Below are 20,969 nucleotides of genomic sequence, written 5' to 3' on the forward strand. Positions count from 1 at the left end.
GCGCACTGATCGATCCTCCCATCGAGAGAGCGAGTCACAGAAGTGTCCCCTGCCACTCCGGTCCCGCAGAGCGGAGGGCCCGCGCTGGAACTGCTGGTCCACGGCGTCGGCGGCGCCACCCCGCAGGACATGCTCGGCGACCCACGTACGGTCCGGATCTCCGGCGACGAGAAAGCCGCAGTGTTCCGGCGCACCGACGACGAGGAGGCGGAGCGCCACCCCGAGCGGTACGCGGACCGGCCCATCCCCGAGGCGTACTGCTGGTCCAACCTCACCTCGGGCAACGGCGCGCGGGCCCTGTGGCTGCTGCTGCTCCCCTTCATGGTGGTCAACCTCGCGCACTGGATGCGGCCCCGCGCCAAGGGCCGCGCCAGTACGACCCGGTTATACGGAGTGCTGGTGCGGCTCGTCGCGCTCAGCCTCACCGTGCTGCTGACGGCCGCTGCCTGCGAGGTCGCGCTGGACCTGCTGGCGTGGCAGTGCGCGGGCTCTGCCGACTGCACCCGGGAGAGGTCCTGGCTCGGCTTCCTGTCGAGCGCTCAGGGCGGCTGGTGGTCGCAACCGGGCCGCCGTCTCGCGCTCGCCGCTGTGGTTCCGGCCGCGCTGGTGGGGCTGCTGTGGTACCTCTCCAACCGCACCTGGAGCGCGTACGAATCCCAGCGGCCGCCGACCGGCGATGACGTGGGGGAGGGCGAGGAAGACCCGGACGAGGACGCGGACGAGCTCGAGGACAAGGGCGAAGACAAGTGCGGCACGAAGCCGGCCGTGCGGCCCGCGCTCGGCAGGCCCGGATTCTGGTACGGCCGCCGGCTCGTCGCCCGGCTGCGCGCCGCGCACACCGCAGCCGGATTCCTGACCGTCTCCGCCGCGGTCGCAGGGGCAGCCGCCCGCCACGACCGCCGAGCCGCCGGTACGGCGCTGGAAATCTGCGGCCTCCTGCTGGAGGCAGCTCTCGTCGTGGCGCTGCTCGGCGTGCTGTGGGTCGTCATCCGCAGGGGCCGCAGCGAGCGGCGGATCGACGCTCGCATCGATCGCGCCGCCGTCCGCTATCTGCCCGGCGCCGCCCTCGTACTGCTCGTGCTGTCCCTGCTGTACGCCTCCTGGTCCCGCCCCGGCTGGGTCTCCAGCGCCACCCTCCCCGGCGATGTCACCTTCCGCGTCATCGCCCTCGTCCAGGGCGCCCTGGTTGTTTCCCTCGCAGTGGCCGCACGTGTCCTGCACCGCCGCGCGCGCCACCCGCGTACCGCCATGTCCGGCTTCGGCGGGCCCGCCGTCGCGATGCTCGCCTGCGCCCTGGGCGGGGTGATGACCGGCGGAGTCGCCCAGCGTGTGGCCGACTGGCTGGACGGCCCCGGCACGCCTGGCATGGACGAGGAGGGCTCGATTCCCGGGCCTCCGGTGCTGCTTAGCTGGCAGGCCTCGGTCATCCCCGTGCTGCTGATCGTCCTGTTCGTCCCCGCCGTCGTCCTTGCCGTACGGACCTGGCTGAAGGCCCGCCGGCTCGCGGGCCCGGTCGAGGCGGACTACGACGACGGCCGCCCGGACGCCGTCCGCACCCGCCGGATAGCGGGCACCCGCGCCCGGGCCGCCCTCACCGACGCCGCCCCCTGGATCGTCGGCATCGTCTCCGGTGCCACCCTGCCCCTCGGCGCGGGCGCGGTCGCCGGCGCCTGGGCCAGCGGCGAAGTGCCCGGCAAGGCCTTCGGCCACAGCGACGGCTTCGTCGAGTCCGCAGCGGAGGCCGCACAGTCCATCGGCTCCTGGCTGATCGGCTTCGGCTTCATACTCTTCGTCACCTGGGGCCGCCGCGCCTACCGCGACGCCTCGGCCCGGCGCACCATCGGCATCCTCTGGGACGTCGGCACCTTCTGGCCGCGCGCGGCACACCCCTTCGCACCCCCTTGCTACGCGGAACGCGCCGTCCCCGACCTCACCTGGCGGATGTGCACCTGGACCGGACTCACCGGCGGACGGCTCGTCATCTCCGGCCATTCGCAAGGCAGCGTGCTGGCCGCGGCGGCCGTCTGGCAGCTGCCCGCCGCCACCCGTCGCCGGGTGGCGCTGCTGACGTACGGATCACCCCTGGAGCGGCTCTACGGCCGCTGGTTCCCCGCGTACTTCGGACCCGTCGCCCTGCGCGAGCTGCGCAGCGAAGTGAACTGCTGGCGCAATCTGTGGCGGCGCACCGACCCGATCGGCGGGCCGGTGCTGGTCCCTGCCGAGGGCGAACACCCCGCGGTGGACCGGGATGCACTCAAAGACCCGGTGGTGTACGGGCGTTCGGAGCGGCATCCGCTGCCGGAACCGATCCTCGGGCACTCCGAGTACCAGGCCGACAAGGCCTTCGACAGGGAACGCCGGGAGCTTCTCGACCGGCTCACCCCGGCGGTGCCCCGGCAGGTGCAGGCGGATGCCCAGGCCCAGGCCCAGGCCCAGGCCCAGGCCCCGGGCCAGGGTCAGGCTCAAGGCAGTTCGGGCAGATCCTCCGGGTAGAGCAGGGTCAAGTCGTCGGTGCTCGCCTCGGCGAGCTCGGCGACCCGGCCCGCGTGCCGCTCCACCATCGACTCGAAGGTCTGGCGGGCGGTGCGGCCGTTGCCGAAGGCGGGCCCCTTGGGCAGTGCGGTGAAGTACTTCAGCAGCGCCTCGCCGGTGCCCGTGCCCAGCCGGTACTCATGCTCCTCGGCCTGCTGCTCCACGATCCGCAGCAGTTCCTCGGGCACATAGTCGCTGAAGGTGATGGTCCGTGAAAAACGGGACGCCACACCGGGGTTGACGGACAGAAACCGCTCCATCTCCGCGGTGTACCCGGCGACGATCACCACGACGGCGTCGCGGTGGTCCTCCATCAGCTTCACCAGCGTGTCGATGGCCTCCTTGCCGAAGTCCCGCCCGGAGTCCTCGGGAGACAGGGCGTACGCCTCGTCGATGAAGAGCACTCCGCCGCGCGCCCGGTCGAACGCCTCCTGGGTGCGGATCGCGGTGGAGCCGATGTGCTCGCCGACCAGGTCCACCCGGGAGACCTCGACGAGATGGCCGCGCTCCAGCACCCCGAGCGAGGCCAGGATCTCGCCGTACAGCCGTGCCACGGTCGTCTTGCCGGTGCCGGGGGAGCCGGTGAAAACCAGGTGGCGGCGGGCGGAGGCGGCCTTCAGCCCCGCCTCCTGACGGCGCCTGCCGACCTCGATCATGTTGGTGAGTGTGCGGACCTCGCGCTTGACGCTGTCCAGGCCGACCAGCGCGTCCAGTTCGCCGAGGACCGCGCCCGATGTGCGTACGGGCTCGGCCGGCGCGGCCTCGGGGGCGCGCTGGTCGGGGATCGTGCTGAGCAGCCCCGGCGACTGGGTCGCGGTCAGCACGGCCGTCGTCTGCTCGGCCCCCGGCCGTACGCCGCTTTCGTCGCTGGTGCAGTCCTCGACGGCCGAGCCGTCGTCCTCCGCCAGCTCGTAACCGCCGCGCGCACAGCGCTCGGTGCGGCAGCGGCTCAGCGTTGTACGGCAGCCGTCCATCACATGGAAGCCGTAGCCCCCGCTGCCCGTGACCCGGCAGCCGCGGAAGGTGCCACGGCCCTCCGCCGACACATAGAAACCGGCTTCGGCGGGCGAGGTGACCGTGCAGCGTTCGATCACCGGATCGGCGCCCTTGGTGACGATCACGCCGGTCTGCGCGGCGTCGATGGTGCAGCCGTTGAGCGTGCCGCCGCTGCCGTGGTCGCGGAACCAGGCGCCGGTGGACGCCTCCCTGATCCGGCAGTCGTCGAGCTGCGCGGTCGCGCCGTCGCTCACCGACACCGCGGTGTTGCGGACCTGGGAGAGATCACTGTCGACGACATCGGCGCGTGAACCGCGGTCGAGTACGAAGATCGCGTCCGGGACGTCGTGCACGCGGCAGGAGTCGAGCACGACGGTCGCGCCGTCGCTGACCCAGACAGCCGGATAGTCGCCCGTACTGTCATGGATCTCGCACTGATTGGCGTCCACTCGCGTGCCCGGGTCCCAGACGGACAGGCCGTTGCGCCCGAAGCGGCGGACCGTCGACCGCGTGAGCGTGAGCACGGACCGGGAGCGCAGATCGATCGCGTTCTCCGGGATGTCGTGGATGTCGCAGTCGGAGAGCGTGAGTACGGCGTCCGTGTCGAGGGTTATGCCGTCGGCCGAAGTGCGGTGCACGGTGGAGTCGGTGAGATGGGCGCTCGCGCGGGAGGCGATCTGGACGCCGGTGCCCTTGATCTCGTACACCTCGCAGCCGATCGCATCGAGGCCACTGCCCTCGCCGGTGACGGTCAGGCCCGCGCCCGACGCGTGATGCACCCGGCAGCGCTCCAGCCTCGGATGCGCGCCGCCGCCCACGGAGACGCCGGACCGGCCGGCCGAGACCACCTCGCACTCCTCGAACACCCCGCCGGCGCCGTCCAGTACGCCGATGCCGACGCCCGCCGGGTTGTCGACGGTGCAGCGGCGGACGGTGGGGCGGGCCGCGCCGCGCACCTCGAGACCGGCAGCGGAACGGGTGACGATTCGCAGATCGATCAGCTCGGGAGTGCCGTCCTCGACCAGCAGCGCGGGCGCTGCCGCGTCCTGCCCCTCCACATGGAGGTCCTGGACGATGGCCGAAGCGCGCACGGTGAGCGGCACTCCGTCGGCGGGCGCGATGCGCACCGAGCCGACCGCGCCCTCGGAGCCGCGCAGGGTGACCGCCCGCTGGACGACGAGATTCTCGCGGTACGTCCCCGGCGCGACGGTGAGGATGTCACCGTCCCCTGCGGCCTCCAGGGCTGCGGCGAGTGAGGGGTACTCGCCCGTGCGGCGCCGCCACCGCGATGTGCCGGTGTGCGTCACCTGGACCGTGCCCTGTGCCATGGTGCTGCTCTGCCCCCACCTCGTGATCCTGCTCCGCCGCGTCTCTGAGGGGGACGCCCCCTGACCCCCGAGGGGGTTGCCCAACCGTAGCGCGCGCGACGAGCCGGAGTTGACGAGACGTGACCGGTCAGCTGCCTGCGCCCGTACGACCCCAGTCGGGGCCGGCCGCGGCCCATGCCCGGTCAAGGCGCGCGTATCTGCGCCGTACAAGTCGCGAGACGACCAGCCGTCTGGCGCATTCGACGAGTCCGGCGGCGGCGAACGCGGCGCCTGTCCCCGCCAGGACGGCGTGCACGCCGGCAGTCGCCGCGTCCATCGGGCGAGTGACGATCCGGCCGGTGCGGTCGGTCCAGATGGTGAACGTGTCGCCGGGCCGCACGGTCCGCAGCACGGTGGAGACCGTACCGGTGTGCCGACTGCCGTCCGCCGCCGTCCACTTCGCGACGATCGGCCGACGCCTCTCGTGGGCCGCGGAGGACTCGGGGTCGTACGCGGCGGGCTTGTGCGCCGGGGCCGGTTTCAGCACCGTCGCGGTGACCGCGTGACGCTGCTCGCCCTGCATGCGTACCGACTGGCGCAGCGACTCGTCGGTCAGGCTCCCGGTGATCCAGCCGACGGCCGGGGCCGCGGTGACGAGAAGCACGGCGGCGACGAGCGCCACCCACGCCTCCAAGAGATCGGTCGCACGGCGCAGGGGATTGCGGCGCCAGCGCCAGACTCCTGTGGCTGCTCGCACTGTCCTGCACCCCCTCCCGCGTCCGTCATAGCCCGGTACGGCACGGCATAAGCACGAGTGGCGCGAAGAGAGAGGAATGTCACCCGCCACTCACCCCGCCAACAGTCCAACGCGTCTGTCACCGCGGGGTGTTCCCGGGTTTGAGGGTTCCCGGGTCGTGGTGACCTATGCGAGGACGCTGACAGTGTCGCCGGCCCGGATGACGCCGGTCCGCTCCGGCACCAGGTACTGCCCGAAGACCACCTTGTCCCCGACGCGGCGGTGCCGGGCGAGGGTCCGCAGCGGCTCCTTGCCACGCTCGGCAGTGCGCTGGTCGGTGGTGGTGATGACGCAGCGGCCGCAGGGCCTGGCCACCCGGAAGGTGACTTCGCCCAGCGCGATCCGCTGCCAGTCGTCCTCGGCCCAGGGCGCCGCGCCGTCGACGACGACATTCGGCCGGAACCGGGTCATGGGCAGCGGCCCCTCGTCGGCGTGATCACCCTGTGCGATGAGGGAGTTGAGAGCGTCGAGTGAGGCGAGGGTGGTGACGAGCAGCGGATACCCGTCGCCGAGATGGACCGTCTCGCCGGGGAGCGCGTACTGAGGGTCAATGGGGCGCCGAGTGGCCGGGTCGTCGAGATGGACGAGCCGCACCTTGGCGCCCAGATAGTCGCTGAACCAGTCGTCCGCGGGCCCCTCGACAGGCACCGTCTCGACCTTGTCCCCGAAAAGTTGCACCGCGACAGTCCCGACTGGCTCGGGAACGGCGACGGTCAGCGGCTCGTGCCCGGGCGCGGTCAGCCGGATCCCGCCGTCCGGCATCGACTCGGCACGGGCCAACGCCAGCCGTGGCTGCTGGCGTTGGGTGACCACCTTGGCCGAGGGGTCGATCAGCGTCCACCGACGGTCCCCGGCGAGTCCCCACGGCTCTACAGCCGTCTCGCCGAGTGCGTACCCCGCCACCGATTTGACCGGGTGGACATGGATGGAGCGGATGGTTGGGTTGCGCATACAGCCATAGTGCCAGCCCCCACTGACATCCGGCCGGTCAGTACCCCCGGCCCTGGTACGGACGGTTGTACGGGTCGTCGTAGGGGGCGGGCGTGGGCGCGGGACGCGCGGCCGCAGGGCGCATCGCCTCGTAACCGGTGGGCACCGGACGCTGCTGCTGGGCCTGGGGCTGAGGGCCCGGGTACCCGCGCGGCACGGAGGTCTGCTGAGGGATGTACGGCGCGGGCGCGTGCTGCAGCGGCATGGGCTGCTGCATCTGCTGCGGGTAGCCGTACGAGCCGTAGGAGGGAGAGGACTGCGAGGGGCCTGCCGGGAGGGCGGGCAGGGCCGCGGGGAGCGCCGGCAGATAGCTGTTGCCGGTGTCGTACGCAGCAGGCACTCGGATCGGGGCGATCTGAGGTGTGCCCCGCTCCGCGACCAGGGAGTCGTAGATGGGGGTGTCGGGGAACGACGGAGCGGAGTAGTAACCGCCGCCGTAGGTGGCGCGGGGGGAGGTCATGGCACATAAGTTAAGCCCACGATGTGCTGGTTGGGGAGCCCGATAAGAGGGTTGTTTCAGTAGATGCGAGTGACCGTGGATCCCCAATGCGAGCGAACCCGGGAAAAACGGTCGCCGGGAAGCGCATAGATCGTGTAAATGGCAAGCTGAGAGCGGGTTACCCACGGGTCGGCCAGGGCGCCCCGGGCGCCCTGGGGATTAGGTTGGCGGCAGATGAATTTTCTGGGTCACCCCGACTCGCGATGGGGGCGAGCATGTCCATGCTAAAAGGAGCCAATACTCCGGTGCCGGCGCAACACGTTCGCGTCGAATTGGGATGGCGTACAGGTCCCGGTGCACCGGATGTCGACGCCTCGGCGCTCCTCCTCGCATCGGGAAAGGTCCGCTCCGACGCGGACTTCGTCTTCTACAACCAGCCGTCGCACGCCTCGGGAGCCGTACGCCACGAGGGGAAGCAGAGCGCGCCGGACAATGTGACGGATCTGCTGTCGGTCGACCTCGCGCGCGTGGAGCCCGCGATCGAGAAGATCGTGCTGGCCGCCTCGGCCGACGGCGGCAGCTTCGGGCAGGTGCCCGGCCTGTACATCAAGGTGCTTGACGCGGCGTCCGGCGCCGAGATCGCGCGGTACGACAGCCAGGACGCGACGGTCGAGACGGCCTTTGTGCTCGGCGAGCTGTACCGGCGGCAGGGTGCGTGGAAGTTCCGCGCGGTGGGGCAGGGCTACAGCACCGGACTCGAGGGCCTGGCGACGGACTTCGGCATCTCGGTCGACGAGCCCCAGCAGGCGGCCCCGGCTGCCGCTGCGACGGCTCCTGCCACGCCCGTCGCGCCCGCCCCCGTGAAGCCAGTGTCTCCGCCGCCGGCGCCTGCTCCTTCCGCTCCCGTACGTCTGAGCAAGGTGACGCTGACGAAGGAGACCCCGTCCGTCTCCCTGACCAAGCAGGGCGGCACCTCCGGCGCGATGCGCGTCAACCTCAGCTGGCAGGTGCGCAAGCAGTTCCAGGGCTGGGGCGCCAAACTCGGCCGCGCCGTCGCCATGCACGCGGACCTCGACCTCGACCTGTGCGCGCTCTACGAACTCGCCGACGGCCGCAAGGGAGTCGTCCAGGCCCTCGGCAACGCCTTCGGCTCGCTCCAGCAGCCCCCGTACATCCATCTCGACGGCGACGACCGCACGGGCGGGACCTCCGGCGAGAACCTCACCATCAATCTGGACCACAAGGACCGGCTCCGCCGCGTCGTCATCTTCGTGACCATCTACCAAGGTGCGCGCAGCTTCGCCGATCTGGACGCGACGGTCACCCTCCAGCCGCAGCACGGCGCCGCCATCGACTTCTCGCTCGGCGAGTGCACCGTACCGTCGACCGTCTGCGCGCTCGCACTGATCACCAACACCGGCTCGGATCTCGTCGTCCAGCGCGAGGCCCGCTTCCTGGTCCCGGAGCGCGGTGTGAGCCCGCAGCGGTCGATCGACTACGCGTACGGCTGGGGCATGAACTGGACGCCCGGCAGGAAGTGACGCTCGTTGGGCTGGTCACCGGTCCGGCGCGGCCTCGGGACGGGCGTACGTACGCCCCTTCCAGGCCGCGCCGCGCCCGCGGTGGTGCTGTACCGCCGAATCGACGGTCATCAGCAGATACAGCAGGGCGGTGAAGGGCAGCAGAGGCGCGAGCAGCAGCGGCTGCCGGTAGTAGCGCATCATCGGGAGATACGTCCCCGTCATCACCGCCCACGCGAGCCCCCCGGCCCAGCCGGCCGCCGCATTGTGCCCCCATACGCCGGCGCACAGCGTGACGGGCGGCGCGAGGTACACCAGCGCGAGCCCCACCACGGTCCCGGCCAGCAGCACGGGACTGTGCAGCAGTTGGGCGTACGCGCTGCGCGACACCATCCGCCACAGGTCCGCCAGCCGCGGATACGGCCGCACGCTGTCGACCCCGTCCGCCAGCCCCAGCCAGATCCGGCCGCCTGAGCGCTGCACGGCCCGTGCCAGCGACACATCGTCGATCACCGCCTGCCGGATCGACTCCGGAACGCCCGCCCGCTCGGCCGCCTCCGTGCGCAACAGGACGCAGCCGCCCGCCGCGGCCGCCGTCCGCGACCCCGGGCGGTTGACCCATCGGAAGGGGTAGAGCTGCGAGAAGAAGTAGACGAAGGCGGGCACGATCAGCCGCTCCCACTCGCTCGCGACGCGCAGCCGCGCCATCTGGGAGACGAGGTCCAGCCCGTTCGTGCGGGCCGCGGCCACCAACTCGCGCAGACTGTCCGGTTCGTGCGCGATATCGGCATCGGTGAGGAGCAGGTATTCGGGACTGTCGGCCCGGGCCAGGGCGATGCCGTGCCGGAGCGCCCAGAGCTTCCCCGTCCAGCCGGGCTCCGGCTCGCCGGGGGAGACCACACGCAGCGGCAGCCCGCCATGGCGCTCGGAGAGGGAGCGGGCCAGTTCCCCAGTGCCGTCCGTACTGCCGTCGTCGACCAGCACGATCTCCGCCCGGCCGGGATAGGCCTGCGCCAGCAGGGAAGGCAGGCTGAGCGGCAGCACCTCGGCCTCGTCCCTCGCGGGCACGACAACGGCGACATCCGGCCAGTGGCCGTGGGCCTCACGCCGGGGCAGTCGCTGGTCCGTACGCCAGAAGAAGCCCTGCCCGAGCAGCAGCCACCCCCATGCGGCCAGTGATCCCACGGCGATCCAGGCAACGACGCTCATTTGCCGCAGTCTGCCCCACTGCGCCAGTACCGCAAGGGCAGTCGACTATGGTGACCGGGTGAAGATCGCGCTCATGGACTCCGGAATCGGCCTGCTTGCAGCGGCCGCCGCGGTACGCAGGCTGCGGCCGGACGCGGATCTCGTCCTCTCCTCCGACCCCGACGGCATGCCTTGGGGCCCGCGTACGCCCGACGATGTCACCCGGCGTGCACTCGCCGCGGCCCGGGCGGCCGCCCTGCACCGCCCCGACGCGCTGATCGTTGCCTGCAACACCGCGTCGGTGCACGCCCTGCCCACTCTGCGCGCCGAGCTGGAGCCCGGGATCCCGGTGATCGGCACGGTCCCCGCGATCAAGCCGGCCTCGGCCGGCGGCGGCCCCGTCGCGATATGGGCCACGCCCGCCACCACGGGCAGCCCGTACCAGCGTGGTCTCATCCGGGATTTCGCCGACTCGGTCGCCGTCACCGAGGTGCCCTGCCCTGGGCTCGCGGACGCCGTGCAGTGGGCTGACGAGAGTGCCATCGACGCGGCGGTGGCAGCCGCGGCCGCCCTCACACCCAGTGATGTAAGGGCCATCGTCCTGGGCTGCACCCATTACGAGCTGGTCGCCGACCGGATCCGTTCCGCTGTCGGACACCCCGTGGCTCTGCACGGCTCGGCCGGGGCGGTCGCCGCGCAGGCACTACGCCGTATCGGCGAGCAGCCGGCCCCCGACGCCGCTCCGAGCAACCGGCTCACGGTGCTGCTCAGCGGCCGCGAGTCCACCCTCCCCGAGCAGGCGCTCGGCTACCTGGAAGGCGGCCTGCTGGAGGCAGTGAGCCCCGCGCACTGATCGTGATCGGGCCAGCTCAGCGCTCGGCCTAAGGCCGCTACCGGGGTCGCTCCGCACCTGTGATCCATACGGTCGAGACCATGCCCTGCCGCAGGAATCTGAGTACCCTGCTTGCCATGAGGGACCACTTCCGCGAATCGGGGCACCCCACAGCGCCCCCGCCCGCGATCTGGACCGGCCGGGCGACCAACCGCATTCAGTGGCTGTTCGCCGCGGCGGGTGCCGCCTGCATGGCGCTCGGCATCGAGCTGGCCGTCGACTACGCATGGACCACGGACATCGTCCCACTGCTGATGTCCGTGATCGGCTGCGTCGCGGCGGGCCTGATGATCCTCTACGGGACCCTCGCCTTCGTCCATGTGGCGGTCAAGGTCGACAGCGATGCCGTCGAGGTGCGCTGCGGCCACATCGGCCTGCCACGTCGGCGGATCCCGCTCTCCCACGTGGTGGACGCGGAGTTCGTAGCGAAGGTCACCCCTTGTCAGTGGGGCGGCTGGGGGTACCGCTGGCGCCCGGAGATGGGCACGGCCGTGGTCGTACGCCGCGGCGAGGGCCTGGTCGTCACGTTGGGCGACGGCAGGGTCTTCACGGTGACCGTGGACGACGCGGAAGCGGCTGTGCGGGCGATCCGCGACCGCCTCCACCTGACGGGTACGACCAAGCCCGCGGGGGCGTAGCGCTCGTAGCCGTCGGCCTCTGAGGCCCGGCTGAACCGTGCACTTGAAGACTGGTGGCCGCTATACCGCGTGACTGTCCGCCTCCGTCTGGCGCGCCACCCGAGTACCCGCCCCCACCGCGCCCTCGGCCGCCACGCGCGCCGTCGCCAGGCCCGCGAGGAGCCCAGCGCCCGCCGTCACCGGGGCGAAGCTCAGCGCATTGCCGACGCTCGCCAGGACTGCCAGCGCCGTGAGCGCGGCGCCCGCGCTCAGTACCACCGGCGTGGACCGGGGCGAGCGCAGTAAGCCGTACAGCATCCAGCCGAACGCCGCCCCCAGCAGCGCCACCCCCACCACACCCTGCTCGGCCGCCTGCTGCAGCGAGGCGGAGTGCGGTTTGCCGTCGGAGCCCAGCGACTGCTGAGCCGTGCTGCTCAGCTTGCCGAAGCGGTCGGGGCCCACGCCCCGTATCGGATCCTCCTGGGCGAGCGCGATCGCGTCCCGCCACAACGCCACCCGGTTCTGGGTCAGCTGGCCCTCCAGCGAGACGGTCAGCCCGTCCGGCAGGGCGTCTTCGGCCACGCCCCAGGACGTGGCGACGACCAGGCCGGCGGCGAGGGCCATACCTGCGATCGCCACCGTCCGCCGGCGCATCCGAACGGCCGCGAGCGAGCAGAGCAGTACGCCGAGCGCGGCAGCGAACCCGACCATGGATCCGAGTGCGAGCGCGGTGCAGGCGACGGCGAGAGCGAGCACCCGCAGCCCAAGGCGCAGCACGGGCGGACGGGCCGCGGAGGCGGCGCAGCAGGCCGCGCCCGCGGCGAGGACCAGCAGCGCGGCGGCCGCGCCCGTATGCCCGGGTTGGGTGGCCGCTCCGACGTTCGCGCCGGGCACTCCCTGCCGCGAGGCGATTGCCAGGCCCAGGGCCGCGAGTGCCGCGGCCGACGCGGCGGCAACGGGCAGGAGCGTGCCGCAGATGCGGCCGCAGGCGTACCCCGCGGCGACGGCGAACACGGCGAGCAGCACACCCTCGGGCCGGGCCTCTCGTCCCGCCGCGCTGATCAGCGACCAGACGGCGCACCCGCTCAGGACGACGACGCCGGCGACATCGCTCGCGCCGCCGCGCTCCCGCGCCGCGGACCGGCTGTCCGGTGCAGCCATCCCGTCGACCCCCCGACCTGTGACGGGCCCTGCCGCAGCAGCCGAACAGGGTCGGGTGGCAGGGACTGGCGCACACGGTAACGGCAGAGACAGGGGTTTGTGGATGGGTTGCGCAGGAACGTTGCGGCAGCCGAGGCTTCGGCAGTCCGGCGCCCGCCCCGGTCCGCACTGCCGACAGAGCGCGGACCGGACTGCCGGGAGCACAGCCTGCCGCCGTAGACTCCGCCAGGTGAGCGCCACCATCACCACCGTCGACACCCCTCAGCCCGCCACCGCCGGCCGACCGTTGCTGCGCCGGTTCGTACGGCCGGGTGCCGCCGCGCTTTCGGGGGCCTTGCTCTTCGTGAGCTTCCCGCCGCGGCCCCTGTGGTGGCTGGTGCTGCCCGCCTTCGCGCTGCTCGGCTGGACGCTGTACGGACGTCGGCCGCTGCCCGCTCTCGGTCTCGGGTACCTCACCGGCCTCGGCTTTCTGCTGCCGCTCCTCATGTGGACGGGCGAGGAGGTTGGCCCGGTGCCGTGGGTGGCACTGGCCGCGGTGGAAGCGGTGTTCGTCGCGCTCGCCTGCCTGGGCATCGCCGCGGTCTCCCGGCTGCCGGTGTGGCCGGTGTGGGCGGCCGCCGTGTGGATCGTGGGCGAGGCGGCACGCGCCCGGGTGCCGTTCGGCGGCTTCCCCTGGGGCAAGATCGCCTTTGGCCAGGCGGACGGCTTTTTCCTGCCGCTCGCGGCGCTCGGCGGGACGCCGCTGCTCGGTTTCGCCGTCGTACTGTGCGGATTCGGGCTGTACGAGACCGTCCGCCGGGTCCTTGCCTACCGGCGCACCGGCGGGCTGCCGCGCAGCGCCGCGGCCGCCGCGCTCCTCAGCGTGCTCGTCCCCGTCACCGCGGCACTCGCAGCCCTGCCGCTCGTCGACGACTCCGCCGAGGACGGCACCGCGACCGTCGCCGCGATCCAGGGCAATGTGCCGCGCCTGGGGCTCGACTTCAATTCCCAGCGCCGTGCGGTCCTCGACAACCACGCGCGCCGCACCGAGCAGCTCGCCGCCGATGTGAAGGCGGGCAAGGTGGCCAAGCCGGACTTCGTGCTGTGGCCGGAGAACTCCTCGGACCTCGACCCGTACCGCAATGGCGACGCCCGGGTGGTCATCGACGACGCGGTGAGGGCGATCGGCGTGCCGACCGTGGTCGGCGCGGTGGTAAATCCCGACACCGGGAAGCTCCGCAACACCCTGATCGAATGGGACCCCACGCGCGGCCCCGTCGACACCTACGACAAGCGCCATGTGCAGCCATTCGGCGAGTACATCCCGATGCGTTCCCTCGTACGGCTCGTCAACTCGGACGTCGACCGGGTACGCCGGGACTTCGGCCCCGGCCACAAGGTGGGCGTTTTCGATCTGGCGGGCACCAAGGTCGGCATGGTCACCTGCTTCGAGGCGGCGTTCGACGACGCGGCGAGGGACACCGTCACGCACGGTGCCCAGCTGATCTCCGTACCCAGCAACAACGCCACTTTCGGGCGCAGCGAGATGACGTATCAGCAGCTGGCGATGTCGCGGGTGCGGGCGGTCGAGCACGGGCGCTCGGTCGTCGTCCCCGTCACCAGCGGTGTCAGCGCGGTGATCATGCCGGACGGGAAGATCGTCCAGAAGACGAAGATGTTCACCCCGGACGCGCTGGTGGCCGAGGTGCCGCTGCGCTCGTCGCTGACTCCGGCGTCCCGGCTCGGGACCTGGCCGGAGCGCTTCCTGGTGCTGGTCGGGTTGGGCGGTCTGGGCTGGCTGGTCGTTCGGGGCGTACGGACTCGGCGGGAGCAGCGGGTGGAGCGGGAACAGCGGGTGGAGCGGTCGGAGCAGGGCCCGGTCGACGCCGGTTAGGGTCGACAGCATGGCAACCCCTGACTTCATCCGCGAGATCCGGGCCACTGCCGGGCATCAGCTTCTCCTCCTGCCGGGCATCAGCGCGGTCGTCTTCGACGACGAGGGGCGGGTGCTGCTGGGCAGACGTGCCGACACCGGCAAGTGGTCGATCATCGGCGGGATTCCGGAGCCCGGAGAGCAGCCGGCCGTGACGGCTGTGCGGGAGGTGTACGAGGAGACCGCGGTGCAGTGTGTCGCGGAGCGGGTCGTGCTCGTGCAGGCGTTGCGGAAGCCGGTCACCTACCCCAACGGCGATCAGTGCCAGTTCATGGACATCTGCATTCGCTGCCGGGCGGTGGGCGGACAGGCTCGCGTCAATGATGACGAGTCGCTGGAGGTGGGGTGGTTCTCTGCGGACGCGCTGCCGGAGCTGAAGGAGTTCTCGCTCTTCCGGATCAAGCAGGCGCAGACCGAGGGACCAGCATGGTTTCAACCCACCATCGAGCAGTGAAGTATGGGTGGTGACCACATCGGTCGGGGGGTGATCACTGCCTAGGGTGCGAAGCATGACCGCGCCCACCACACCAGGTCCCGCACCTCACTCTCGTCCTCGTCATCCTCGTACGGTCGACCTCGACCTCGGCGGCCGTACGGCACTCGTCACCGGCGCGGCGGGCGGCATCGGCCGAGCCTGCGCTCTGCGGCTCGCGGCAGCCGGTGCGAAGGTCAGGGCCGTCGACCGGGATGCCGAAGGCCTTGAGGCCCTGGCCGCGGACTCCCGGGGGCTGGCCGGCGCCGTGGAACCGCAGGTCCTGGACCTCACCGATCTCGATGCTGCGGAGGCGGCGGCCGCCGGTGCGGACATCCTGGTCAACAACGCGGGGCTGCAACTGGTCCGGCCCATCGAGGAGTTCCCGCCGGACGTCTTCCACACTGTGCTCACCGTGATGCTGGAAGCGCCGTTCCGGCTGATCAGGGGCGCCCTTCCGCACATGTACGCCCAAGGGTGGGGCCGAATCGTCAATATCTCTTCCGCACATGGACTGCGAGCCTCTGCCTTCAAGTCCGCCTATGTGTCAGCCAAACACGGTCTGGAGGGGCTTTCGAAGACCGCGGCCCTGGAGGGTGCTCCACATGGGGTGACGTCCGTATGTGTCAACCCCAGCTATGTACGGACACCACTGGTCGAGCGACAGATCGCCGATCAGGCCGCGGCCCATTCCGTGGCCGAGGAGCGCGTCCTCGCCGACGTACTGCTCAGAGACTCCGCGATCAAGCGGCTGGTCGAGCCGGAGGAGGTCGCCGAAGCGGTGCTGTATCTGTGCAGCCCGCAGGCCTCCTTCATCACCGGCACCTCGCTCGTCATCGACGGTGGCTGGACCGCCCACTAGACATCCGGGGCTTCCCGCGACATCCCGCGGCCGCCTGCCGAGGGGGACGCGGTTGTCCACAACGGCTTCGTCGTCCACAGGGCTGGTGCGACCACCCGTACGGCAGGTAATCCTGTGTCCATGCCTCACGATCAAGCCTCCTACCTGGAGCTCCTCGCACGCGGTGCCGCCACCGAGGCGTACGACCGGCCCGTGCTGCTCGCCCGCGCGAGCGGCGCGGCACCGGACGAGCTCGCCGCCATCGAGCACGCCAAGCAGCTCGCGCTGCGGGTGCGCGCCGAGCTGGAGGGGCGGCGACGGCGCGAGGCCGAGCTGTCCGCGCTCTTCGAGACCGCGCACGACCTGGCGGGTCTGCGCGACCTCGACGCCGTGCTGCGGGCGATCGTGCAGCGCGCCCGTTCGCTGCTCGGCACCGAGGTCGCCTATCTGAGCCTCAACGACCCGTCGGCGGGCGACACCTATATGCGGGTCACGGAAGGGTCGGTGTCGGCGCGCTTCCAGCAGCTGCGGCTAGGCATGGGGGAGGGGCTCGGCGGGCTCGTCGCCCAGACCGCACGACCGTATGTCACCGACAGCTACTTCGACGACGCCCGCTTCGAGCACACGAGGGCGATAGACACGGCCGTCAGCGACGAGGGCCTGGTCGCGATCCTCGGGGTGCCGCTGATGCTCGGCAGCCAGGTGATCGGCGTGCTCTTCGCCGCGGACCGCCGTGAGAGAGTCTTCGAACGCGAACAGGTCGCGCTGCTGGCCTCCTTCGCCGCCCATGCGGCCGTCGCCATCGACACCGCCAACCTGCTGGCGGAGACCCGTTCGGCGCTCGCCGAGCTGGAGCGGGCCAACGAAATCATCCGGGATCACAGCGGCGTCATCGAGCGTGCCTCGGAGGTCCACGACCGGCTGACCGAAGTGGTGCTGCGCGGCGGAGGCGTTCATGACGTGGCCGCCGCCCTGTCCGAAGTCCTGGACGGCTCGGTCGAGTTCACGGACGACGACCTCGACGCGACCGGCGCCGACGGCCGTGCGATACGGCACGGAGACGCCTGGGTGGCAGCGGTCTCGGCGGGCGGCGAGCTGCTGGGCGCCCTGGTGCTCCGCGGCCGGCGGGACCTGGATCCCGTCGACCGGCGCACCTTGGAGCGCGCCGCCATGGTCACCTCGCTGCTGCTCCTTGCCCGGCGCTCCGCCCACGCCGCCGAACAGCGGGTACGGGGCGAGCTGCTCGACGACCTCCTCGACGCCGCCGACCGCGACCCGCGGCTGCTGCGTGAGCGGGCTGCGCGGCTTCGGGCCGACCTGGACGCCCCGCATGTGGTGCTCGCCGCCCGCATCGACGGCCCCGGCACGGACGCCGCGGACCGGGACGCGGCCTGCCGGGACTCGACCGGACGGGACTCGACCGGACGGGACACCGCTACCGCCGAGCGGGAGACCGCGGACCGTCAGCGACTGTGGTCCGCCGCCTCGCACCTGGCCGCGACCCGCTCGGGCCTGGCGGCTGCTCGCGACGGCGGCACCGTACTGCTGCTGCCGCTCGGCCCCGACGACAGTGCGTCCGACGTCGCGCGCCAGACCGCCAGGCAACTGGGCGGCACACTCAGGGAGTTGGTCACCGTCGGCGCGTCCTCACCGGTGGCCGCGCCCGCCGGCGATCCGAGCCCGATAGCCGGCGCGTACGCACAGGCGCGTCGCTGCCTCGACGCCCTGCGCCTGCTCGGCCGCTCCGGACAGGGCGCCGCGGCACAGGACTTGGGTTTCCTCGGCCTGCTGCTCGCCGACCCCGGTGACATCGACGGCTTCGTAGAGCGCACGATGGGCGAGGTCGTCGAGTACGACCGTCGGCGCGGCACCGATCTGGTCCGTACGCTCGACGCGTACTTTGCGAGCGGCATGAGCCCGGCCCGTACGAAGGACGACCTGCATGTCCATGTGAACACTGTGGCCCAGCGACTGGAACGAATAGGCCGGCTGCTCGGCCCCGACTGGCAGTCACCGGCGAGGGCGCTGGAGATCCAGCTGGCACTGCGGCTGCATGCGATGTCTGCGGCGGTCGCCCACTGAACGCGCCGCTGCGCGGACCCCGTTGGGATCCGCGCAGCGCCATACGCCATACGTCTGTCTGTCTACCTACTTACCTGCCGGCCTGCCTGTCAGGCAGTTCGCGCATCGGCCGGCCGATGCGCCGGCCCGCCGTCCTCCACCGGCTCGGCCTCGACTGCGTTCAGATCCCGCTGCCGGGTCTCGCGCGCACAGCCGATGGCCACGACGGTGAGCAGCGCAGCGGCGATGACGTACAGAGCGATCGGCGTCGACGAGTCGTAGTCGGCGAGGAGCGCGGTGGCGATCAGCGGAGCCGGAGCGCCGGCCGCGACCGACGAGAACTGTGCACCGATGGAGGCCCCGGAATAGCGCATGCGCGTGGCGAACATCTCGGAGAAGAACGCCGCCTGGGGTGCGTACATCGCCCCGTGCAGCACAAGCCCCACCGTGACGGCGAGCAGCAGACTGCCGAAGCTGCCCCTGTCGATCAGCGCGAAGAACGGGAACATCCAGGCGCCCACACCGATCGCGCCGATGAGATACACAGGCCTGCGCCCGATCCGGTCCGACAGCGCGCCCCATGCCGGGATCACCGCGAAGTGCACTGCGGAGGCAATGAGTACGGCATTGAGCGCGGTCTGCTTGCTGAGCTCTACCGCGGTCGTGGCGTAGACGAGGATGAACGCCGTGATGACGTAGTAGCTGATGTTCTCGGCCATCCGCGCGCCCATCGCCACCAGCACATCGCGCCAGTGGTGCCGCAGCACGGCGACCAGCGGCATCTTCTCGACCTGCCCGGAGGCCGCCTTGCGCTCCTCGGCCTGTGCCAGCGCCGCCTTGAAGACCGGAGATTCATCGACAGAGAGACGTATCCACAAACCGACGATCACGAGCACACCGGAGAGGAGGAACGGTATGCGCCAGCCCCATGAGGTGAAGGCGGCATCCGAGAGCAACGCGGTGAGAGCGGAGAGCACCCCGGTGGCGAGCAGTTGCCCGGCCGGCGCCCCGGTCTGCGGCCACGAAGCCCAGAACCCGCGCCGCTTGGCGTCCCCGTGCTCCGACACGAGCAACACGGCCCCGCCCCACTCACCGCCGAGCGCGAACCCCTGCACCAGCCGCAACACGGTGAGCAGCACGGGCGCGGCGCTCCCGATGGTGGCGTGCGTCGGCAGCAGCCCGATGGCGAAGGTCGCCCCACCCATCAGCAGCAGACTCAGCACCAGCAGCTTCTTGCGGCCGAGCCGGTCGCCGTAGTGCCCGAAGACCAGCGCCCCGAGGGGGCGGGCGGCGAAGCCGACGGCGTAGGTGAGGAAGGAGAGAAGAGTTCCGACGAGCGGGTCGGAGCCGGGGAAGAACAGCTTGTTGAAGACCAGGGCGGCAGCCGATCCGTAGAGGAAGAAGTCGTACCACTCGATGGTGGTGCCGATGAGGCTCGCGGCGACGATGCGCTTGAGGGAGCTGGGCGATGCGGGCGCTGGGGGAGCGGATGCCGAGGCAGCCATGGTCACCACTTCCGGGCGGAGGACGGGGACGATTTGATGTCGCCACACCGTAGAAATCCGCTGGTCACCGGCACATGTGGTGGGACACCATAGTTCTGTGTGCGGGTGTGCGCGGAGCCACCATGACCTACCAACGTCGTGCGCCCGTGCGGCCCGGAGCGCAAGGAGGCGTGCAGGACGTCCAGGTCGGTGCCGGTGGCCACCCATAGCCCGGTCTGCCTTGTGCGGTATTCCGGCAGCGTCGTCGACGATCTCCGACGCACGCGGTTCGGCACCGCGACGTCGGCCGGCCGAGGCGTCTGCGCACCCGCCTGGGGTTTCCGGGGCCCGTTTCCGACGTTCGGTTACTGGGCGTCCGGGCTGTCCGGGCTGTCCTCCTACGCTGCGAGGAGATCCGCCCAGCAAGTGATCCCGCCGGCGTGGACGCGTACGCCGTAGCGGGCCGACAGGGCGGTGACTATGGCGATTCCCCGGCCGTGCTCGTCCGGGTCTGCCGACTGCCTGGCTGGGAGCGCGCCTCCCGCGTCGGTGACTTCGACGCGCAGGGCTCTTCGTTCGTCGACGTGGACCCACGACAACCGCAGCGTCGCCGGTGGCAGGGCGTGGACGAGCGCATTGGTCAGCAACTCCGAGACCACCAGGAGCGCATCCATGGTGACGTCCGGGGAAAGGCCCCACTCCGTGAGCACCGTGCGGACACGTCCGCGCACGACCGAGACGGCTCTCGGGGAATGCGGCACGGGACAGAAGTGATCGACTGCCTCGCGGGCCACTGTGCTGAGCTGAGCCGCCATGTGCCCTCCTCGGCGTAGCGCTGCCGGCAGGACGCCGGTCTCGACGCACGCTAGGGAGCGATGCGAGGCCGGTCAATGAACAGCGGTCGGCATTACCGAATGGACTACCTGGATCCTGAAGAATCACCCCATCATGGGCCACCGCAGACCGGCAAAGGCGAGCCTAGAATTGCTGTATGGCCGGTCCGGTCCAGTCCATCGAACGAGCGGCGGCAATTCTGCGCCTGCTCGCCGGCGGCCCTCGTCGGCTCGGACTGGGAGAGGTGGCCGCGTCGCTGGGGCTGGCGAAGGGCACCGCCCACGGCATTCTGCGCACCTTGCAGCACGTGGATTTCGTGGAGCAGGACGCGGCGACGGGAAAATACCAGCTCGGGGCGGCGCTGCTCCACCTCGGCACCAGTTACCTCGATGTCAACGAGCTGCGGTCGCGCTCCATCAACTGGGCCGACGCTCTGGCCGCCCGCAGCGGGGAGGCAGTCCGCCTGGGCACCCCCCTGGAGGACAGGGTGCTCATCGTCCACCACGTCTTCCGGCCGGACGACACGCTCCAGACCCTGGACGTGGGCGCGCTGCTGCCGCTGCACGCCTCCTCGCTCGGCAAGGTCCTGCTGGCCTTCGGCACCGCGACCGTGGAGTCGGCGCTCGACGCCGGTCTGGATGCGTACACCCGGCACACCCTGGTTGTCCCGGAAGAGCTCACCCGAGCACTCGCCGAGATCCGGGAGGTCGGTTGGGCGGCCGAGGTTCAGGAGATGAGCATGGGTGAGGCCGGCGTCGCCGCGCCCATCCGGGGGCACGGGGGCCTCGTGGTGGGCTCCATCGGCGTGTCCGGCCCGGTCGAGCGGGTCTGTGATGCCAAGGGCCAGCCTCAGCCGGCCCTGATCACCCTGCTCCGTGAGGCCGCACGGGCGATCTCCAGAGACCTGGGGGCGGCCCGCTGGTAGGT

General features: G+C 71.3%; 17 protein-coding genes. 9 read left to right on the plus strand and 8 right to left on the minus strand.

Going from position 1 to position 20,969, the window contains the following annotated elements; translation table 11 throughout:
- Positions 1 to 42: 42 nt before the first annotated feature.
- Entirely contained in the window at positions 43 to 2,493 is a 2,451-nt protein-coding gene (locus QFZ67_RS34600; RefSeq protein WP_307664977.1) for a hypothetical protein, read from the plus strand.
- Here QFZ67_RS34600 and QFZ67_RS34605 read toward each other — a convergent pair.
- The 4 genes from QFZ67_RS34605 to QFZ67_RS34620 form a co-directional block, all read right to left on the minus strand.
- Entirely contained in the window at positions 2,463 to 4,856 is a 2,394-nt protein-coding gene (locus tag QFZ67_RS34605) for a right-handed parallel beta-helix repeat-containing protein (RefSeq protein ID WP_307664978.1), read from the minus strand. The genes QFZ67_RS34600 and QFZ67_RS34605 overlap by 31 nt on opposite strands.
- A 127-nt stretch (positions 4,857 to 4,983) precedes the next feature.
- Positions 4,984 to 5,592 (minus strand): hypothetical protein, encoded by a 609-nt coding sequence (locus tag QFZ67_RS34610; protein WP_307664979.1) that lies wholly within the window; start codon positions 5,590 to 5,592, stop codon positions 4,984 to 4,986.
- A 165-nt stretch (positions 5,593 to 5,757) separates the two neighbouring features.
- Complete coding sequence (locus QFZ67_RS34615; RefSeq protein ID WP_307664980.1) at positions 5,758 to 6,582, minus strand: MOSC domain-containing protein; 825 nt, start codon at positions 6,580 to 6,582, stop codon at positions 5,758 to 5,760.
- A gap of 37 nt (positions 6,583 to 6,619) precedes the next feature.
- On the minus strand, positions 6,620 to 7,081 hold the full coding sequence (locus QFZ67_RS34620) for a DUF6643 family protein (protein WP_307664981.1): 462 nt from the start codon (positions 7,079 to 7,081) through the stop codon (positions 6,620 to 6,622).
- 242 nt (positions 7,082 to 7,323) lie between these two features.
- On the opposite strand from QFZ67_RS34620, the gene QFZ67_RS34625 reads away from it, so the two are divergent.
- Positions 7,324 to 8,601 (plus strand): TerD family protein, encoded by a 1,278-nt coding sequence (locus QFZ67_RS34625; RefSeq protein ID WP_307664982.1) that lies wholly within the window; start codon positions 7,324 to 7,326, stop codon positions 8,599 to 8,601.
- A 15-nt stretch (positions 8,602 to 8,616) separates the two neighbouring features.
- Here the strand turns inward: QFZ67_RS34625 and QFZ67_RS34630 are convergent, their stop codons facing one another.
- Positions 8,617 to 9,789, minus strand: a complete 1,173-nt coding sequence (locus tag QFZ67_RS34630; protein WP_307664983.1) for a glycosyltransferase — start codon at positions 9,787 to 9,789, stop codon at positions 8,617 to 8,619.
- A gap of 58 nt (positions 9,790 to 9,847) precedes the next feature.
- On the opposite strand from QFZ67_RS34630, the gene QFZ67_RS34635 reads away from it, so the two are divergent.
- Together QFZ67_RS34635 and QFZ67_RS34640 are read left to right on the plus strand one after the other, a co-directional pair.
- On the plus strand, positions 9,848 to 10,621 hold the full coding sequence (locus QFZ67_RS34635) for a glutamate racemase (protein ID WP_373430159.1): 774 nt from the start codon (positions 9,848 to 9,850) through the stop codon (positions 10,619 to 10,621).
- A 116-nt stretch (positions 10,622 to 10,737) separates the two neighbouring features.
- Positions 10,738 to 11,298 carry a hypothetical protein gene (locus QFZ67_RS34640; RefSeq protein WP_307664984.1) on the plus strand — a complete coding sequence of 187 codons (561 nt, stop codon included), beginning with the start codon at positions 10,738 to 10,740 and terminating at the stop codon, positions 11,296 to 11,298.
- A gap of 60 nt (positions 11,299 to 11,358) precedes the next feature.
- Here QFZ67_RS34640 and QFZ67_RS34645 read toward each other — a convergent pair whose 3' ends face one another.
- Complete coding sequence (locus tag QFZ67_RS34645; RefSeq protein ID WP_307664985.1) at positions 11,359 to 12,438, minus strand: O-antigen ligase; 1,080 nt, start codon at positions 12,436 to 12,438, stop codon at positions 11,359 to 11,361.
- A gap of 229 nt (positions 12,439 to 12,667) precedes the next feature.
- Here QFZ67_RS34645 and lnt point away from each other — a divergent pair, with 229 nt between their 5' ends.
- The 4 genes from lnt to QFZ67_RS34665 all read left to right on the plus strand — a co-directional run bounded on the left by lnt (position 12,668) and on the right by QFZ67_RS34665 (position 17,745).
- Positions 12,668 to 14,311: an apolipoprotein N-acyltransferase gene (lnt, locus tag QFZ67_RS34650; protein WP_307664986.1), complete on the plus strand. Its 1,644-nt coding sequence runs from the start codon at positions 12,668 to 12,670 to the stop codon at positions 14,309 to 14,311.
- Positions 14,312 to 14,321: 10 nt separating this feature from the next.
- Positions 14,322 to 14,804 (plus strand): NUDIX domain-containing protein, encoded by a 483-nt coding sequence (locus tag QFZ67_RS34655; RefSeq protein ID WP_307664987.1) that lies wholly within the window; start codon positions 14,322 to 14,324, stop codon positions 14,802 to 14,804.
- Between the two features lie 55 nt (positions 14,805 to 14,859).
- The gene (locus QFZ67_RS34660; protein WP_307664988.1) at positions 14,860 to 15,684 is read left to right on the plus strand and encodes a 3-hydroxybutyrate dehydrogenase; all 825 of its coding nucleotides are present in this window, start codon (positions 14,860 to 14,862) and stop codon (positions 15,682 to 15,684) included.
- A 120-nt stretch (positions 15,685 to 15,804) separates the two neighbouring features.
- On the plus strand, positions 15,805 to 17,745 hold the full coding sequence (locus QFZ67_RS34665) for a GAF domain-containing protein (protein ID WP_307664989.1): 1,941 nt from the start codon (positions 15,805 to 15,807) through the stop codon (positions 17,743 to 17,745).
- Positions 17,746 to 17,834: 89 nt separating this feature from the next.
- Here QFZ67_RS34665 and QFZ67_RS34670 read toward each other — a convergent pair whose 3' ends face one another.
- Together QFZ67_RS34670 and QFZ67_RS34675 are read right to left on the minus strand one after the other, a co-directional pair.
- On the minus strand, positions 17,835 to 19,229 hold the full coding sequence (locus tag QFZ67_RS34670; protein WP_307664990.1) for an MFS transporter: 1,395 nt from the start codon (positions 19,227 to 19,229) through the stop codon (positions 17,835 to 17,837).
- Between the two features lie 377 nt (positions 19,230 to 19,606).
- The gene (locus QFZ67_RS34675) at positions 19,607 to 20,023 is read right to left on the minus strand and encodes an ATP-binding protein (RefSeq protein WP_307664991.1); all 417 of its coding nucleotides are present in this window, start codon (positions 20,021 to 20,023) and stop codon (positions 19,607 to 19,609) included.
- 176 nt (positions 20,024 to 20,199) lie between these two features.
- On the opposite strand from QFZ67_RS34675, the gene QFZ67_RS34680 reads away from it, so the two are divergent.
- Positions 20,200 to 20,967, plus strand: coding sequence for an IclR family transcriptional regulator (locus QFZ67_RS34680; protein WP_307664992.1), 768 nt, complete (start codon positions 20,200 to 20,202; stop codon positions 20,965 to 20,967).
- Positions 20,968 to 20,969 lie beyond the last annotated feature (2 nt).

It is taken from the genome of Streptomyces sp. V1I1 (assembly GCF_030817355.1).
In the GTDB taxonomy this organism is placed as follows: domain Bacteria; phylum Actinomycetota; class Actinomycetes; order Streptomycetales; family Streptomycetaceae; genus Streptomyces.